Annotated in this window: 17 protein-coding genes; 10 read left to right on the plus strand and 7 right to left on the minus strand. The window is 64.4% G+C overall.

From position 1 onward, the window contains the following. The first annotated feature begins 51 nt into the window (after positions 1–51). Positions 52–765 carry a hypothetical protein gene (locus AC0L2O_RS13005; protein ID WP_473369993.1) on the plus strand — a complete coding sequence of 238 codons (714 nt, stop codon included), beginning with the start codon at positions 52–54 and terminating at the stop codon, positions 763–765. Positions 766–792: 27 nt separating this feature from the next. On the opposite strand, the gene AC0L2O_RS13010 is transcribed toward AC0L2O_RS13005, so the two are convergent. Next, positions 793–1017: a cysteine rich repeat-containing protein gene (locus tag AC0L2O_RS13010; protein ID WP_409190787.1), complete on the minus strand. Its 225-nt coding sequence runs from the start codon at positions 1015–1017 to the stop codon at positions 793–795. A 236-nt stretch (positions 1018–1253) separates the two neighbouring features. On the opposite strand from AC0L2O_RS13010, the gene AC0L2O_RS13015 reads away from it, so the two are divergent. Next, positions 1254–1544, plus strand: coding sequence for a hypothetical protein (locus tag AC0L2O_RS13015; RefSeq protein WP_369719491.1), 291 nt, complete (start codon positions 1254–1256; stop codon positions 1542–1544). Positions 1545–1679: 135 nt separating this feature from the next. Here the strand turns inward: AC0L2O_RS13015 and AC0L2O_RS13020 are convergent, their stop codons facing one another. The 5 genes from AC0L2O_RS13020 to AC0L2O_RS13040 all read right to left on the minus strand — a co-directional run bounded on the left by AC0L2O_RS13020 (position 1680) and on the right by AC0L2O_RS13040 (position 6343). Further along, a complete protein-coding gene (locus AC0L2O_RS13020) occupies positions 1680–3605 on the minus strand; it encodes a sensor histidine kinase (protein ID WP_369719490.1) in 1926 nt (641 codons plus the stop codon). After that, on the minus strand, positions 3602–4285 hold the full coding sequence (locus tag AC0L2O_RS13025) for a response regulator (protein ID WP_369719489.1): 684 nt from the start codon (positions 4283–4285) through the stop codon (positions 3602–3604). Before AC0L2O_RS13025 ends, AC0L2O_RS13020 begins: the two co-directional genes overlap by 4 nt. 264 nt (positions 4286–4549) lie before the next feature. Next, the gene (locus tag AC0L2O_RS13030) at positions 4550–4783 is read right to left on the minus strand and encodes a hypothetical protein (protein WP_473369994.1); all 234 of its coding nucleotides are present in this window, start codon (positions 4781–4783) and stop codon (positions 4550–4552) included. Next, positions 4783–4938 (minus strand): hypothetical protein, encoded by a 156-nt coding sequence (locus tag AC0L2O_RS13035; RefSeq protein WP_473369995.1) that lies wholly within the window; start codon positions 4936–4938, stop codon positions 4783–4785. The genes AC0L2O_RS13030 and AC0L2O_RS13035 overlap by 1 nt, the downstream gene beginning before the upstream one ends. 253 nt (positions 4939–5191) lie before the next feature. Next, a complete protein-coding gene (locus AC0L2O_RS13040; protein ID WP_473369996.1) occupies positions 5192–6343 on the minus strand; it encodes a tetratricopeptide repeat protein in 1152 nt (383 codons plus the stop codon). A gap of 1290 nt (positions 6344–7633) precedes the next feature. On the opposite strand from AC0L2O_RS13040, the gene AC0L2O_RS13045 reads away from it, so the two are divergent. From AC0L2O_RS13045 to AC0L2O_RS13060, 4 genes are all read left to right on the plus strand, one after another. Beyond that, positions 7634–9451: a YadA family autotransporter adhesin gene (locus tag AC0L2O_RS13045; protein ID WP_473369997.1), complete on the plus strand. Its 1818-nt coding sequence runs from the start codon at positions 7634–7636 to the stop codon at positions 9449–9451. 184 nt (positions 9452–9635) lie between these two features. Next, the gene (locus AC0L2O_RS13050; protein WP_473369998.1) at positions 9636–10229 is read left to right on the plus strand and encodes a hypothetical protein; all 594 of its coding nucleotides are present in this window, start codon (positions 9636–9638) and stop codon (positions 10227–10229) included. A 367-nt stretch (positions 10230–10596) separates the two neighbouring features. Beyond that, positions 10597–10746, plus strand: a complete 150-nt coding sequence (locus tag AC0L2O_RS13055; protein ID WP_473369999.1) for a hypothetical protein — start codon at positions 10597–10599, stop codon at positions 10744–10746. Positions 10747–10843: 97 nt separating this feature from the next. Beyond that, complete coding sequence (locus AC0L2O_RS13060; RefSeq protein ID WP_473370000.1) at positions 10844–12040, plus strand: cupin domain-containing protein; 1197 nt, start codon at positions 10844–10846, stop codon at positions 12038–12040. Between the two features lie 31 nt (positions 12041–12071). Here AC0L2O_RS13060 and AC0L2O_RS13065 read toward each other — a convergent pair whose 3' ends face one another. Further along, positions 12072–13097 carry a LacI family DNA-binding transcriptional regulator gene (locus tag AC0L2O_RS13065; protein ID WP_473370001.1) on the minus strand — a complete coding sequence of 342 codons (1026 nt, stop codon included), beginning with the start codon at positions 13095–13097 and terminating at the stop codon, positions 12072–12074. A gap of 191 nt (positions 13098–13288) precedes the next feature. On the opposite strand from AC0L2O_RS13065, the gene AC0L2O_RS13070 reads away from it, so the two are divergent. From AC0L2O_RS13070 to AC0L2O_RS13085, 4 genes are all read left to right on the plus strand, one after another. After that, positions 13289–14581, plus strand: a complete 1293-nt coding sequence (locus tag AC0L2O_RS13070; RefSeq protein ID WP_473370002.1) for an ABC transporter substrate-binding protein — start codon at positions 13289–13291, stop codon at positions 14579–14581. 74 nt (positions 14582–14655) lie between these two features. Further along, positions 14656–15657, plus strand: a complete 1002-nt coding sequence (locus AC0L2O_RS13075) for a carbohydrate ABC transporter permease (protein WP_369726545.1) — start codon at positions 14656–14658, stop codon at positions 15655–15657. Between the two features lie 10 nt (positions 15658–15667). Further along, positions 15668–16723: a carbohydrate ABC transporter permease gene (locus AC0L2O_RS13080; RefSeq protein WP_473370003.1), complete on the plus strand. Its 1056-nt coding sequence runs from the start codon at positions 15668–15670 to the stop codon at positions 16721–16723. Positions 16724–16742: 19 nt separating this feature from the next. After that, a complete protein-coding gene (locus AC0L2O_RS13085) occupies positions 16743–17825 on the plus strand; it encodes an ABC transporter ATP-binding protein (protein ID WP_473370004.1) in 1083 nt (360 codons plus the stop codon). The last annotated feature ends 3 nt before the right edge of the window (positions 17826–17828 follow it).

A 17828-nucleotide genomic window follows, 5' to 3' on the forward strand; every position in this document is an offset into this window, starting at 1 on the left:
GAACATCCGGCAATCCTCAGGCGTTGCCCGCTCCGAATAGGGAGTGGACCAATGCGGGCATTGACAGCTTATTTCGTCGGTGCCGGATCGATCGTCGCCGCCATCGCCATTGGTCTCGGTGGCGGCATCGTCGCCGGCAACATCATGCATCCGATCGCGCCCAAGCAGGGGCCCGACACCAGCAAGATGGAGCGGCAAGCTACGACCGGCGCGGCCACGACAAATGCGCCATCGGAGCACGTGCAATATCTCAACGGCTCGCAGGCCTTCAGCGCGACGGTCGCGCCCGCACAGGCGCAAGGCGACGCCAAGTCTGAAGGCAGCAAGTCGGAAGGCAAGTCTGAGACGAAGCCCGACACGCAGACCAATCAGGCGAACGCCGAACCGGCGACCCCACCCACTCCGCAGACGGCCGCGGTCGAGCCGCCCAAGCCAGCACCAGCCTCGCCGCCGACGCAAGCCGCAAAGCCCGCCGAACAGCAGGCCTCCACGCAGCCCTCGTCCTCGTCCGACAACGCTTATGCCAAGGCCAGGGATTCTGACGTGAAGCGCGCCGCGTCCGAGCGGCGACGGGCGGAGCGGCGCGAGCGCTGGGCCGAGCGCCGACACTATGAGGCGCGCAATTCGCGCAGCATGCGCGATCAGCCCGATTGGGACGATGTCGCGCGCAACATCCGCGAAGATTCCGATGCGCGCGATGTTCCGAGCCGTCCGCGTGGCAGCTTTCCGCAGATCAGGCTGTTCGGTCCCGACGACGACGATTAGCGCCTGAGGGATCTCGCCCCAGCCGTATCAGCCGCCGCGCGACTCGACGACCTTGCGGCAGGAATCCGAGAGCTTCGCCTTGTTCTCGCGCAGGCAGGCATTCATCTCAGGCGGCTTGCCGACATGTTGGGCGCAGAACTTGCTGGCGTCGCCGCGGCAGGCCATCTGCTCCTGTAGGGTGGGACCGGATTGCGCTGCCGCCGGCAGGATGGCTGTGGCGAGCAGCAGGACGGCAAGAACCGAAATTTTCATGAAACACCTCTGGCAGATTCGGCTTGGGATCAAACGGGCCGAACCATGTCGCGGACGTGTGTCGCCGGTCCATGCCATGTTCATGGCACCGAGAGGCCGGCCTTCGTGCGGCGATGCCTGCCGCACCCCATCTTCATGGCATGTATCCGCGCACCGTCTTTTGCCATTGAGGCTGCACGTCGGCTGCGAGACCCGGTGATTGCACTGGGGCGCCGAACGGGAAGCAGGAGAGCGAGATGTCGAAAAGATTGCGAGCGCTGAGTGCCGGGCTGACGATCATGGCGCTGGCGGGTACCGCGATGCTGTCGCTGGGCACGGGTCCGGCCCAGGCCGCGGTCTATTGCAAGACAGTCGGCGTGCCCAAGGGGTGCGTGGTACGGCCGGACGCAACGGTGGTGGTCGCGCCGGGAGCGCCTGTCGCCGCGGCCGTGGTCGCGACCCCCGGTGTCGGCGCCCCGGGCGTCGGCGTGCGTGCCGGCACGCCGATGAATCGCGGCGGTCCGGTCAATCGCGTCGGCGTGCGCTGATATGCGTTCGATTGAATAGATTGCAGTTTTCGGGCGAAGGGATGACTTGCGAACGCCCCCCCGTCCTCCGCAGGCCAAGTCCCACCCCGGCCCCTCTCTCCGTGCGCCCCATCTGCGCGGAGAGAGAGGGCTTTTTCAGCCCACGGCCGCGTCGCTGTCGGGAAATATCTGCGGCAATTGCAGCCGCACGCGGGTACCCGTCTTGTCCGAGTTCAAAATGAGCACCGCGCCGCAGCGTGCGGCGCGGTTTCTCATGTTGCGCAAGCCTCGTGCCGTCTGGCTCGCGTCTGCGGCATTGCCCGCGTCACAACGCGCAAAACCACAGCCGTCGTCCGCAACGCTGATCACCCCGTACGGCCCCCGGCCGTCATCGAGCGTCTCGATCGTGACAGCGATGTGGCGCGCCGCGGCGTGCTTGACCGCATTGGTCACGGCCTCGTCGAGAATGCGCACGATCTGGATCACATGCCATGGCCGCAGTTCGGGATGCAGCGGCAGTCCTTGCGGCGTCGCCACGCGCCAGTCGAGCACGATGTCGTGCGGCCGCAACTGCATCGCCGCGCGCTCCCGCCAGGAGCCGAGCGCGAGCATGAGGTCGCCGCCGATGTCGTCCATGGAATCGATGACGAGCCGAAGGTCCTTCAGCGCGGCGCGCGCGGCGTCCGTGATGGTCGTGCCCTCATGCCCGCGTTCGGAGAGTGCGACGATGCTGACGAGCTGGCCGCCGAGGCCGTCATGCAGGTCGCGCATCAGCCGTGTGCGCTCGTTGGCGAGCGCGGCGGCCCGTGCCCGTTCCTGCTCCCGGGCGAAGCTTGCCTTGAGCCGCTCCTCGGCTTCGCGGACGCGCGCGACGAGCCGGCCGGCAAAACTGTCGACCTGGTTCAGCGCGCGGGCGAAGCGCCAGGTCAGTCCGGCGCCGATGGCCACCAGCATCGCCGAATAAGATAGCCGAGAGACGAAAGTACGCTCGTTGGGCATGATGTCGAACACCGAGAGCATGTCGTGGGCCCAGCAGGTCAGTACGATGGTGACCGCGCAGCCGATCGTGAAGCTTGCCGCATCCTGCCGCCGCACCACTGCCGCCGCCGTGACACCAGCCATCAGCAACAGGCAGATGCCGACCGTGGGAATGCCGAGCACCAGGAAGAGGATGCGCGGCAGCGGCGGGCCCGCAACCAATCCGACTGCGAACACGACGAGGCCCGGTACGAACAGCAGCGTTCCGTAGCGAGGCCAGCGTTGCCGGAAGAACAGCACGCCGAACACCACGATCAGCGCGCTCTCGGTCGGCGCAGACGCGAGCAGCACCGCGGCGAGCCGCGACGAGGTGGCGGGAGGCACCGGCGCTGGCAGGAAAGCCTGCACGACGCCGAGCACCATTGCTGCCGCGAGCACGCCATAAACCGGCTCGCGGCGCCGCATCAGCCACATGATGGCGAGAATCACGGCGAGGATCGATTGCCAGGCCGAGAACACCACCGGCAGCGTGACGAACAGCAGCGTGCGGGTCTCGTATGCTCCGCGCAACGCATCGTCCGGGCCGACATAGACGGTGTCGAGGAAACCTCGCAGCGGCCCCCACACCAGCAGCCGCACCGTGATGTCGTTGCTGCCCTCGCGCAGCAGCGACGACGGGATCACCGCGATCTCCGGCGTGTTGCGGTCCGGCCTGTTGGCGCTGGGATCGCGGCGGGAGTCCAGGATCGCGACGCCGTTCACCGCGACCTCCACGCCGTTGCTGAAGCGCGGCAGGAAAACCGACCAGGCCGCATCAGCCGCATCGGGCGTGAAGACGAAGCGACCCGAATAGAGCGGCGGATCAGCGAGCGAATAACGCGAGGCGGTGAAATGCGGCAGCGTCACTGGCCGCACCATGCCACCTTCTCGCAAGGAAAATTCGCTCACGGCAAAGTCGTCGGGATCGCTCGGCTGGAGCAGCCGCAGGGCGAGGATGGTGCCGATCACGATCAGCAGCTGGAGCAGCAGATACGGCACCAGGCGGGCAAGCCGCAGCCGGCGCCGCGGACGCGTGATCACGACTTTCGCGGCGATCTCGCTCACAGTTTGATCAGGCCCTGCTGCACCGCCTCGAACACCGCTTCGCCGCGCGTGTGAACCTCGAGCTTGCGATAGATGTTCTTGATATGCCCGGGCACGGTCTGGCGCGACAGGCCGAGATGGTTCGCGATCTCCGCATAGCTGAACCCCTTGGCGATGCCCCAGAGGATGTCGATCTCGCGCGGCGTGAGCCTTGCGGTGTTGAGCGCTGGCCCGGGCGGCGGCTCGGCCGGGCTCTGCGCGCTACCTTGCGTCCTGCGCACGATGAAGCGCGCGATCGAGGCCGAGATCGGCGAATGTCCGGCGACCAGATCTCGCACCGTGGTGGCGATGTCGCTCGGGAACGCGTCCTTCAGGAGGTAGCCGGTCGCCCCGACCGTGATCGCGGAGATCACGCTTTCCTCGTCGCCGAGGGCGGAGATCACCATGATTTCGGTGGCCGGAAAGCGCTGCCTGGTCTCGCGGATCAGCTCGACGCCATGGCCGTCGGGCAGCCGCAGATCGGTCAGCAGAACGCGCGGCGCCGCCTCGCCGAGCGCGCGACGGGCTTCGCCGAGCGTGCCGGCGGTGCGTACACCGTAGCCGGCCTTCACCAGCGCGTCCTGAAGACGCCAGCAGGTCGGGGCGTCGTCTTCGACGAGGAGGATGGTGATGGCCTCACCCGTCTCGCCCTGTTCGGTCATGATCAAGGTCCCGGCCGCGTGTCCCCCGCGGCGCGCGAAGCCAAGCTTAATCGCGGCGCAGAGATCGCGACAGCCATAATCATGGGGCGCCTTACTTCTGCAGGGGACGGTCACAAGGTGCGATAGCGAGGCCGCATTAACCCGACCGCGGCGCGGGGACGTGAGAGATCGTATCTGCGGGTGGGTGGCTTAGCGTCAGCGTAACCCACCAGCTTCGTCCGAGATCAGGGAAACACGGTGGATTACGCTGTCGCTAACCCACCCCTATAGGCTCTCCACCCGCGGCGGCGGATATCGCCCCGCCAATACTGATAACGGCAGGCGCCGCTCGTCCTCCGGCAGTTCCAGCCAAGCCAGCACAACCGGCCGTTTCCAGTCACCGTCGCCGAAATCCATCGCCAGCCATTTCTGCGGCTCGGGTCCCTCGAGACCGCGGACCCAGACGAAATAGCGGGGGAGGTCGTCGAGGTCCGTCTCGGTCGTGCGTCTCCTGGCCATCACATGCTCGCTACATCGACACGCGTTGCCGTCAGGATATAGGCATCGGCTTCGGTGAAGTCGAACAGGCGGTGCATGCGTGGCCCAAAGGATATGAACGAACCCGCGATCGATGGCTGGGGTGACGCCTCGGACGGGACGACGAGGCTGATCAACTTGTGGTCCTTCAACCGCGTTATCGAAGGTCGAGCCACGATGCAGGGCATTGCGACGGGTCTTCTTCAAGGAGGAATCGCCGCGGGCTGTTTCACGAAATCTCGCTGTGCGCCTGGCTTGGGGGAGCGTTGAGCGGAAGCGCGGGCCATGTGTGCGATCTCGACAATTAACGGCTCATGCGCGGATCTCGTGACGGGGTAGCCGCTTTGCGTCGCGCCACCAACAACACGATCCTCAATGACAGCTCGCTGCCTACATGGCCCGTTGCAGTGTCGAGCAGAGCGAACGGTAGTCGGCTTTGACGGCGCCCGCAAAGCGATTTCCGTAAAATTGTTGCGCGATGTCGAAAAACTTGTCGGGCGTAAACGTGGGCGCCAATTTCCTGAGCACCTTCGCAGCCGCCTTTGCTTCAGCGTTCTTGCGCTGAAGGCCGAGCGCGCAAGTCAACTCGACCCACTGCGCGGGCGCATCGCTATAGAGTTCGATCGCATTGCGGGCGGCCGCTTCCATCTTCTCGAGTTCGCCCAGTTTCCAATGACACCAGCCCGCATAGTGAAACCAGCGGTGGCTTCGGGGGTCGCGCGGGCTGATCCGAATCGCCCGCGCGATCATGCGCAGGCTGTCGGCCGGATCGGCCCCCGCAACGCGATTTGCGTTCGCCAGCAGCGCCAACCCTTGCGGATCATGGGGGCTTCGCTCCACGGCATCGTTCAGCAGTTCGAGTGCCAGGTCGATATTGCCCGCACTGTAGATGGCGGCGTCGGCGCAGTTGACCAGAACAAACGAGTTCTTGGGATCGGTCTTGCGTGCCAGGGCCGCATATTCGAGAGCGAGCACGCGCTCCCCGGCCATTCGCGTGGACGCCGACCAGGTCGCGCGCCAGGTATAAACGGCGGCGAGGAGCGATTGCGCCATGGCATAGTCGGGGTCGATGGCGAGCGCCTGCTTGAGTTCGCCGATCGCACTGAAAAGACCTTGAGCGCTGCGATTGAACAGAACATACGCATTGGCGCGCTGCAGGCGGGTCCAGGCATCCAGGTTGTTGGGGCCCGCATCGAGCGCCCGATCAAGGTCCGCCATCATCAGAGCCGGCTGAAGCTGGCCCGCAACCGCCAGAACGATCCGGTTTCGGACCGCAAAGAATTCTCCAAGCTGCTCTTCGTAGCTGTTTGCCCAGATGTGAAGCCCGGAGCGACCGTCGATCAGGCGCGCATTCACCCGGACCGATTTGCCCCTTACCTCGACGCCGCCTTCCACGAGATACCTTACGCCGAGATCCGATGCGATCGTTCGCGCGTCGATCGTGGTGCCCTTGTAGACCATGCAGGATTGACGAGCGGTGACGAACACGGCTGGAATACGCGCCAGCGCGGTCGTGGTCTCTTCGGTCAGTCCGTCCGCCATGGCGACCTTTGAGGCAGCGCCGGGGCTGAGATCGACGAACGGAATGACGGCAAGCGTTGTAGCGGTCTCGATCGGGAGAGGACGCGTCGGCTGCGGTGCTGCGGCCGTACGATGCTGACGGTTGATCTCCGCGATCCAGTGTGTCGAAAAGCCGGACTGCGCCGAAGTGCCCTTGCGCGACCTCGCCGCTATCGTCTGGTCCAGCAGCCGCTTCATCGCGGCAGAAGGCTCCCCGCGGACATTCGTGGCATACACGCGATATCGTTCGATCGCCTCCGCGAGATCTTGCCGAAGCGCAGAGCTGCGCAGGAGACAGAGGTGCGCCTCTTCATTCCCCGGAGCGAGCGCAACCTGTTTCAGTGCCACTGCCTCGAGGTGAAGCGGATCGTCATCATCTTCCATGGCGCGCAATGCGTTGGCGAAACATTCGCTCGCCGCCTCGCGCAATCTCGACCGCGACAGCGCCAGCCAGTCGGCAAATGGCCCTTGCGTCAGAGCGGTTTCCTGCAGCAACTCGCCCCGCCAGATCGACGCGGCTTGCAACGCGTCGCCACCGGCTAGCGCTGCACGGAACAGTGCGACATCGGTCAGGATTTGCTCCGGCAGGCAGACGAAAGGGTCATTGCCCCAATCGCTGGGCGATGTGACGCCGATATCTTTCCTGAGCTGAACGAGTTCCTGACGAAGGCTCGAACGTCCCTGCTGTTCGGAGCGCTTGTCCCACAGCAATGTCGCGAGCCGCGCTCGGGTCCAGCTTTCGCCGGTCTCCATGGCCAGGCACGCGAGCAGCGCGCGCGAACGCCGGCTGCGAACCTCCAGTCTGCTCCCTTCGGCGTCAAGCGCCTCGAATGGACCCAGTATGTTTATCGTTAGAGGCCGCGCCATTTGGGTTTTGCTCGTCACTGCGGTGAATAATTCATCATGCAGCCGGATTTTGCAGCAGGTCCGGCGGGCGAACTGCGAAACATTATACCTGCACCTCCCGATCCGCCGATACAATCACCGTCAAAATCGCTGCTTCGGTTATTGACGCTGATTGGCGGCGACGCTTGCCGACTCCCGGACTAGACTCATTTCGAGCCAGGAACACGCGACCACGAACACGCGAGCAGAGTGGGCGAGACTGTAGTGCTCTTTGCTTGTCGGGCCACCGGATTTTTCCGCGCACCCGATTCCAGGGGTAAATTGGGACCAGTGATGATCAATGAAATGCGGACATCGATGTCGCCGGGCAGCTCTGATTGGCTTTATTTCCATCGGCGAGCGCAATGGCTGCCCAATAGTACATCATTGAGGCGCGCGCTACGGGGGCTGGCTTCGGTCGCGGCGATATTGTCGCTCGGCTGTGGCTCCGCCTCGGCTGCCGACTACACTGCCGGAGGCGGCGTCATTACCGCGCCCTCGGGTTTTGCGACGGCGGTCGGCTCTGGGGCCACTACGCTCGGAATCAGAGCGAGCGCGTTCGGCGCAAGCGCAACCGCATTCGGTGACGATGCCACGGCGGTGGGCGCCAACAACATCGCATCCGGCGCGAGCGCAACCGCTCTTGGTGCCGGCAGTAACGCCAATGGCGCTCAGGCAACGGCGACGGGAGTGAATAGCTTTGCGGCTGGCGTCAATGCAACCTCGAACGGAGTGAGCAGCTTCGCCAATGGCGACTTCGCGACTGCGATCGGTAAGTCCAGTAGCGCCGCCGGCGTCAGCGCCACCACGTTGGGTGCATTCAGCTCGGCAACCGGTACCTTTGCGACCGCAATCGGCGAGAGCAGCATTGCGAACGGCGCCCAGGCCACCGCGCTAGGCGTAAGCAGCAACGCCGCCGGCGCCAACGCCACCGCAACCGGCGTCAACAGCACTGCCAATGGTGACTTCGCCACCGCCATCGGCAAGTCCAGCAACGCCGTCGGTGTCAGCGCAACCACCTTGGGCGCGTTCAGTTCGGCCACGGGTACGTTTGCGACCGCGATCGGCGAAAGCAGCAATGCCAACGGCATCCAGGCAACCGCGGTCGGCGTCAGCAGCATCGCCAATGGCGCCAATGCGACTGCGACCGGCGTCTTGAGCAATGCCACCGGCTTTAATGCGACAGCAACCGGCGCCAACGCCATCGCCAACGGGCAATTCGCGACCGCGACCGGCGCCGGCGCAAACGCCACTGGGGCCGCCGCGACCGCCACGGGCCTGGGCAGCACTGCGACTGGCACCTTCGCGACCGCCACCGGCTTTAACAGCAGCGCCACCGGCGATACCGCGACTGCGACCGGCGCGGGGAGCGTTGCGAACGGGACCAATGCCACAGCCACGGGAGCGGCCAGCATCGCTGTCGGCGACGCCGCCACGGCATCAGGGGCATTGAGCAATGCGCACGGCAGCAATGCAAGCGCGACCGGCACGTTCAGCAATGCGGCAGGCGATTTTTCGACCGCGACGGGCTCGAACGCCACCGCAACTGGCGCCAATGCGACCGCGACGGGTGAGTCCAGCACCGCGACGGGCGCCAGCGCAACGGCCATGGGCCAACGCAGCGTCGCAAATGGCACGACAGCGAGCGCGTATGGTCAGCAGAGCTTGGCCAACGGCGATGCCACCACCGCCCTCGGCCAAGGCAGTACCGCCAGCGCGACCGGCGCGACGGCGATCGGCCGGGGCGCCTCGGCGCTGGCAGCAAACTCGGTCGCGATCGGCGCCGGGTCGGTGGCGACGCTGGCCAACACTGTGTCGTTCGGCACGCCCGGCAACGAGCGGCGGCTGACCAACGTCGCGGCCGGCGTCAATCCGACCGATGCGGTCAATATGAGCCAACTCTCGGGCCTTACGTCAGGCTTTCAGTCTCAGGTCAGTTCGCTGCAATCGCAGATCGGCGAGAACCGCACCGAAGCGCGGCGCGGCATTGCCGCCGCGGTTGCGACCGCGAGCGCTCCGATGCCTTCGGCACCGGGCAAGACGACGTGGCAGGTTCGCGGCTCGACATTTCAGAGTGAGGCCGGATTCGGATTTGGATTTGCCCATCGTCTCAACACCAGCATGCCGCTCAGCGTTGTCGGCGGGTACGGCAACGGCGGCGGTACCCAGCACACCGCTTATGTCGGGATCGGCGGCGAGTTCTGACGGCGGGTCTGTTGTGACCAGGATTCATCGTTGCGGAAAAGCAAGCCGATGATGCGGATGGTTTCGTATTCGATGGCGTCGCCGTCTGGCTTCGCGCACGGTGGCTTCGGCGAAGGGGCTGGAACGGCGATTGCGTGGTGACGGCAACGTGGTGAATGGCAGGCAATTTGACTGGCGGGCTTTGATGTTTGCGGTCGCGCTGACCGCGGCTGCTGCCGGTCACGCGGAAACGCCTCCGCCCGGGCCAAAACCCGCGCAGATCGACCGCAACGGCGTGCTGATGCTGGTCCGCTCCTCGCTGCTCGCACTCGACCACGCCAACAAGACCGGTAATTACACCGTGCTGCGCGATATCGGCGCCCCCGGCTTTCAATCCAACACCGCAGCCCGGCTCGGCGAAATCTTTGCCAAGCTGCGCAACGACAACCTCGATCTCTCCGGTGTCGCCGTGATTGATCCGCAGCTCAATCTGCTGCCGCAGATCGAAGCCAACGGCCTGATGCATATGGCTGGATTCTTTCCCTCGGTCCCGAGCCAGGTCAATTTCGACTTGGCGTTCGCGCCGGTGAACGGCCAGTGGCGCTTGTTCGGCATCTCGGTGTCGATCGGGCAGAGCGGGCCCGCGGCGCCCGACACGCCTCCCGTTGCGCAACAGCACCCACCGACAAACGGGGCCAAGCAAGCTCACGAAAATGGAGCCAGGCCGGCAGCAAAGCCAGCGCCTGCGACCAGGCTCGCGCCGGCGGAGAAGCCAGCCGACAATCCGCCGCCCAAATAGAATGGAGGTGGTTTCCGAGCGTCCGCCCGACGCGCAAAACACCTGCATTGGCTTTCGTCGACTTGATGATTCCGGCCGCTATCTGTCGGAGCGTGATTCTGCGAATGCGCGGGAAGCCTGCAGCTGCGGGGCCGCGAGTGAACCGACGAACAATCGATTCCACACGCCCGAGAATTGAAGACGATCACCGTCAAAATTGTCGCCTCAACTATTGACGCCAATTGGTGGAGACGTCCGCCGTCGTCACGGACTATTCTGGTGCGCTCTATGAATGAGCTCACACAACGAAATAGCCGAGCCTGCTACTGTCGAAACTAATTTCGCCGTTCACGGCCGCTTGAGAAGACGACAGCAATGCGAGGATACCATGCCCACCTTCATCAGAATTGCCGCCGACATCGAGGAGCCCGCGAAGCTTCTCAGCGATGAGCTGCGTGCAGTGGCGCTATTCGGCGGCATCGGATTATTGGTGTTGCTGATCGCAGTGAGCACCGGTGTGCAAGGTGTATGGCTCTGAGATGATCGGGTGCGAGGCGCGACCAATCTGATTGGCAATTTGGGCGCAGCGCCGGATTCCAGGCTTTCGAATCACAACGAAGATCGGAGCGCGTGCCATGTTTGAAGCAAATCGCCGGATCGTCCTTCAGTCCATCGCCATCGGTGCCGGCACCTTCGCCGCCTCGCAATCCCTTGCCGCCGGACCTGACGGCCATGCAGCCGGATACGAGGTCTCCGCCGCCTCGGAAGACCTGAAGACGATTCCGCGCAAGTCCGGCGATCCCGTGGTGTTTACCGCCTCGCTCGACAAGGGGCCGATCAAGGCAACATCCGGAGGGTGGGCGCGGGAAGTCACCACACGTGGACTGCCCATCGCCACCGATATCGCCGGAGCGCATCTGTTCATGAATGCGGGCGGTGCCCGCGAGATGCATTGGCACAATTCAGCCGAGTGGGCCTATGTCGTCGATGGTCATTGCCAGGTTACCGTGGTTGACCCGGAGGGTGTCGCCGAGGTCGTCAATCTCGGGCCGGGCGATCTCTGGTACTTCCCCAAGGGCCACGGCCACGCCATCCAGACGCTCGGGCCGACGCCCTGTCACGCCATCCTCGCGTTCGACGATGGCCTGTATTCGGAACATGGCACGTTCGGCATCAGCGACTGGATGAGCCGTTACGACACAAGGGCCCTTTCGCAAGCATTCGCCGTTGCGGACGAGGCTTTCGCACAAATTCCCAAGGCAGAGACCTACATCATGCAGGGCGAGGTGCTGGCGCTCGATGGTCCGCAGGCGCGTTCGGCGCGCGAATTGGATCACTCGCGCACCCATCGCCACGCCATGATGGCTCAGAAGCCGAGAGTGAGCACGCCGGGAGGCGCACTCTATGTGGCGTCTTCCAGGGAATTTCCGATGTCGACGACGTTGACGGGAATGGTTCTAAAACTGAAGCGCGGTGCGATGCACGAACCGCATTGGCACACCGATGCCAATGAATGGCATTATGTGCTGAAGGGACGAACGCGGGTCACGCTGTTCGCGCCCGACAAGCGCGTCGCTGTGGCCGAGCTTGCGCCGGGCGAGTGTGCCTACATCCCCCGCAATTGCGGACACTCGATTCAAAACGTCGGCCCGGAGAATGCTGAAGTCGTCGGCGTGCTTGACAGCGGCACCTATCACGAAAGCTCTCTGTCGGATTGGCTGTCGAAGGCGCCGCGCCATCTGCTCGCCAACAATTTTGGCCTTGCGGAAAAGGATGTTGCCAATTTCAACAGGAAGCGGCTGGTGATTGTCCCGCCGGTCACCCCCGCCTGATTTCCGCAGGCCGCGTGAACAGTTGCCTGTTTCAGCCGAACTTGTACGGAAGCAGGCGTTCGCCAAAAGGTTCGCCTCGCCAGATCGATTGAAGGCCCGCGACGATTTCCGCCCCGTAGACGGCGTATGGAATTTCGATCGACTTCAGCCAGGGGGCGACCCACTGGTTCAGCGGCGTGCCGTCGATGCTGACCACATCGCAATCGCCAGGGATTTTCAGGCCGCGTTCGAGCGCGCTCCGGTTCACGCCATAGGCGATTTGGTCGCTCAAACAGAGAATGGCGTCTGGCGTGTGGCTGCCGCCGAAAATGCGGGTGCCGGCGTCATAGCCGACCTGGAGATGCGATCGACCTTCCCCCTCCGCCCGGATGATCCCCTCGTCGGACCAACCACGCTCCCGCAGTCTGGCCAGGAAGCCTGATAGGCGATCCCGCGATGCGGACGAGCCCAGCCGCGGAAAAACAACAGCGGGCGTTCGCCGCCCAAGATTGGCGAAATAGTCGGCCGCAGCAGCACCTGCTGCGCAATCGTCGATTCCGACGAACAGGCCGTTGCCGATCGGATTGCGGCGGCTCACGAACACCGTCGGGGCGCCGGACGCGGACAACTCGCTCAACGCCGGGCTTGGCACCGCCGCAACGAGGATATAGCCGCACACCATCTGGGCCCGCATCGCGTAGAGATATTCGTCCTGAAGTTCGGGGCGGTCGTGCGTATCGCACAGGATCATCACGTAGCCGGCCTCGCGCAGCGCAGCCTCAGTGGAGCCTGCAATGGTCGCCATGGCCGGATTGTCGAGGTTGGCCGCGATCATCGCCACAAGCTGGCTTTGGCCACGCTGGAGTGCCCGTCCCACTGGATTTGGCCGGTAGCCGACGGCCTCGATCGCGTCGAGCACCCGCGCCACCGTGGCCGGGGAGGCGCGGCGCATCTCGCCGTTGACGATCCGCGAGACGGTCGACACCGAAACGCCGGCGCGGGCCGCGACCGTGGCAAGTGAGACGTGTTCCCGCATCGGATTCCGTTCGGGCTGATTCGGTCGTCTTGTCATAGTCATCCGAAGCGGTCGCTGTCGAGTTTCTCCGGGACGGTTGCGGGACAGTTTGGAATCAGATTGACAACTTGGCAAACGTTTGCCAAAGCTGTTTTTTGAAGGAAACGTCCGCGCTGAGAATCCGGCCGAGAACGGACCCAGCGCCTATCTCGCACAGCCCGACCGGGCTTGCGCGAGCCGAGAGGAGACTGACCATGCGTGTCGTTACGCCCCTTATCGCGTCTTGTGCGCTGTCCCTGCTGGCCGTCACCGCGTTCGGCGGGCCGGCCACGGCAGAGACCACCACGCTGCGCATGACCTGGTACTCGGACGGCAACGAGGGCGAGGTCATGGCCGACCTGCTCAAGCGATTCCATGAGCAGAACAAGGACATCGAAATCGTCCTCGATCAGGTGCCCTACAAGGCGGTCAACGAGACCTTGCCGGTACAGCTGGCCTCCGGCCAAGGCCCCGATATGGCGCGTATCGTCGATATGGGCGGTCTGTCGCGCTTCGCGCTTGATCTGCGCCCCTTCCTCAAGGATCCCGCCTACTGGGAAACCAACTTCGGCCCCTTCCTCGAATGGATGCGTCCGGCGGGCGATACGCAGGCAATTCCCGGCTTCATGACCCAGCTCACCGTCACGGGTCCCTTCGTCAACAAGACCCTGTTCGAGCAGGCCGGCGTCGCGATGCCGGGCGAGAAGTCGACTTGGGAGGACTGGGCCAAGGCGGCGAAGCAGGTCGCGGACAAGGTCCAGGTGCCGTTCCCGCTGGCGCTCGACCGCTCGGGCCACCGCTTCTACGCGCTCGCGTTATCGCAAGGCACGCAGGGGTTCGGCGCGAATGGCGAGCCGCAAGTCATCGACGACGGCCTCAAACGCGCGGCGCAGCTCGTTTACGACTGGCACAAGTCCGGCGTGATGTCGAAAGAGCTGTGGGGCTCGGTCTCCGGCACGGCCTATCGCGGCGCCAACGACGAATTCAAGAACGCGCAGGTCGTCATGTATCTGTCCGGATCCTGGCAGACCGCTCAGTTCGCCAAGACCATCGACAACGCCTTCGACTGGGTGGTGGTGCCCAATCCCTGCGGCCCGGGCGGCTGCAGCAGCATGCCGGGCGGCGCCGGTCTTGTCGCTTTCAAGACGACCCAGCATCCCAGGGAAGTTGCGCGGGTCATGGAATATCTCGCCAGCGAACCGGTGCTGGCGGAGTTCTATTCGCGCTCGCTGTTCGTGCCCGGACACCTTGGGCTCGCGAAGAAAGGCATCGACTATCCGACAGCGAGCCCGGATGCGGCCGCCGCGCTGAAGGTCTTCACCGCAAGCGCTGCCCAGATTTCTCCGATCGCCTACCGCATCCAGGGCTATAGCGACAGCCGGATCATCCTCAACGCCGTCATCAGCCGTCTTGGGCAGGCGGTCTCCGGCGAGACGACGCTCGAGGATGCCTACAAGCGCATCCCCGCCGACGTCGCGCAGCAGATCGCCGAGCGCAACAAGAAGTGACGATCACTCGGTCACCGGGCCGGAGGACCAGCGCGATGTCCGACATTCCATCCATTTCTCGACCGGTGCACTGCATGGCAGCGAGCGCGCTGGCACGGCTGGGCGGCGCGGCGGTCCTGCCGGCCGGTGCGGCGTTGCGACTGCTCGATGCGCCGATGCGCTGGCTGCAGCGCATGGTCGGCGCGCGGCGCATGGCGTATGTGTTCCTGCTGCCCAACTTCGTTTTCTTCGGCCTGTTCGTGTTCCTGCCGATCGGCATCAACGTCGTGTTCTCGGTGACCGGCGGCACGGCGCTGTTTCCATCGCAACGCCCCTACGTCGGGAGCGAACAGTTCGCCTATCTGTTCGACTGCGGCTCCTATATCGATCCGGCGAGCTGCCGCGAGGACCATTTCTGGCGCGGCGTCGCCAACACCGCGAAGTTCATCGTGTTTCAGGTGACGGCGATGGTGCTGTTTTCGCTCCTCACCGCGCTTATCCTCAACATGAAGATCCGTGGACGTGGCTTTTTCCGCGCGGTCTATTTCTTTCCCGTGCTGCTGTCACCGGTGGTGGTCGCGCTGATCTGGAAATGGATCCTGCAGCGCGACGGGCTCCTCAATGCCGCGATAACCACGCTCGGCGGCCAGAAGATCCTGTTCTTCGTCGATCCCGGCTGGGCGATGTTCTGGGCGGTGTTCGTCTCGGTGTGGGCGCATATGGGTTTCTACACCCTGATCCTGCTCGCTGGCCTGCAGGCGATCCCGGCCGATCTCTACGAGGCGGCCGAAATGGACGCGACGCCGCGCTGGCGCGTGCTGCTGCGCATCACCCTGCCGCTGCTGTGGCCGAACATGATCGTCGTGATCGTGTTGGCGTTGATCAAGGGCGCGCAGACGTTCGACGAGGTGTTCGTGCTGACCGGCGGCGGTCCCGGCACCGCGACGCTGATGGTGGTGCAGTACATCTACGAGACCGGCTTCTCCAACCAGGTGCAGAATTTCGGCCTCGCCGCTGCGGCCTCTGTCGTGCTCGGCGTCGTCCTTTTCGCCCTGACACTGCTGCAATTCGCCGCCGCGCGACGCAAAGAGGTCTGAGATGGCAACCATGCGCCTTTCAAATATGCTTCGTCAGCGTCGCAACGGGCAAGGTCGGCCGCTGCATTGGACCGACATCGCGGCCTACGTCTATCTCGCGCTCGGCGTCGTCCTCATGTTCGGCCCCGTGCTGTGGCTCGTCCTGTCGTCGTTCAAGACCCAGAGTGCATTGCTGGAATTTCCGCCGTCACTGCTGCCGTTCGCACAGGTCGAAGTCGCGGTGCCCGGTCAGTCGCAGAAGCTGCCGCTGTTCCGCGCCACGCTTCCCGACGGCACGGTCCGCGAACTGGCGCAGGTTCGGCGCATTGGGCTGATCGCCCAGATGGTCGACCCCGCCGATCCGTCGCAGCAATTCCGCGTCGCGATCGACAAGCGCGAACCGGTGCGCGGCATCGCGCTCGCGACCGAGAATTACAGTGAACCGCTGCAGCGCTTCGCCTTCATGCGTTTCCTGTCCAACTCGGTGTTCGTGACGGTGGTCGCCACGCTGATCACGCTGCTGATCAATTCCATGGCGGCCTATGGGCTTGCCGTCTACCAATTCCCCGGCAAGCAGGCGGCGACCCTCGCGGTGATCGGGACGTTGATGATCCCGATGACCATCATTCTCGTGCCGGTCTATCTGGTCGTGACCGAGCTCGGCCTCGCCAACTCGCTTTGGGCGGTGATCCTGCCGGGTGCGGCGACGCCGACGGGCGTCTTCCTGCTCCGGCAATACATGCTGACCTTGCCGAAGGATCTGATCGAAGCTGCGCGGATGGACAAAGCGTCCGAGTGGCAGATCTATTGGCGCATCGTCCTGCCGCTGACCCTGCCGGCGCTCGCGGTTCTGGCGATTTTCTCGATCATGTGGCGGTGGAACGAATTCCTCTGGCCGCTCGCGGTATTGACCAAAACCGAGGTTTACACCCTCCAGATCGCGCTGAACGCGTTCCAAGGCGAACTCCAGACCCAGTGGCATTTCCTGCTCGCCATGACGGTGGTGACGCTCATTCCCGTCGCGCTCGTCTTTGTATTCCTCCAGCGCTTCATCACGACGGGCATCGGCTCGACGGGAATGAAATGACCGATCGGGGCTAACGACCATGGCTGAACTGAAGCTCACGGGCGCACGCAAATCGTTCGGCACCATCAACGTGCTGCACGGCATCGATCTCGCGGTGAAGGACGGCGAATTCGTCGTCTTTGTCGGCCCTTCCGGGTGCGGAAAATCAACGCTGCTGCGCGTCATCGCCGGCCTCGAAAACGTCACCAGCGGTGAGGTCCATATCGACGGCGAGCGCGTCACCCATCTGCCGGCCTCCGAGCGGGGGCTCGCAATGGTGTTCCAGTCCTATGCGCTTTATCCGCACATGAGCGTGCGCAAGAATATGGGCTTTGCGCTCGAGAACATGGGGCTGAAGCCTGCCGACATCGAGGAACGGGTTGAGCGTGCCGCCGCCATGCTGCGGCTCACGGACTATCTCGACCGCAAACCCAAAGCGCTGTCCGGGGGACAGCGCCAGCGCGTCGCCATCGGCCGGGCCATCGTGCGCGATCCGAAGATATTCCTGTTCGACGAGCCGTTGTCGAACCTCGACGCGGAGTTACGCGTTGCGACGCGCAAGGAGCTTGCGGCGCTGCATGCCAAGCTCGGCGGCACGATGATCTATGTCACTCACGATCAGGTCGAAGCCATGACGCTCGCCGACCGGATCGTGGTGCTCAAAGCCGGCCGGATCGAGCAGATCGGCACGCCGCTTGAACTCTACAACCGACCCGCGAACGCCTTCGTCGCCGGCTTCATCGGTTCGCCTCGCATGAACCTCCTTCCCGCTACGGTGATTTCCGACGACGGCACGTTCCGCGTCACCATCGGCGACCGCGAAGTCGTGCTGCCTCGCGCGGCATCCGGGCTCACTGCCGGGGCGGGCGTGACGCTCGGCATCCGCCCCGAGCATATCGACGTCGTGCCCGAGACGGGCATGCTCGCAATAACGGTCGATCTCGTCGAACGGCTTGGCGGTGAGACCTTCATCTATGCCTCGGCGCCCGGGCTGCCGCAGATCACGCTGCGCCAGGATGGCCAGTCGCAATTGTCCCGCGGCGATGCGGTCGCAATCCAGTTCGCCCCCGACCACCTTCACGTCTTCGACGCAACCGGCGCGGCCATCGCGCGACCCTCATAGAAT

It is taken from the genome of Bradyrhizobium sp. Kon10, assembly GCF_055807395.1.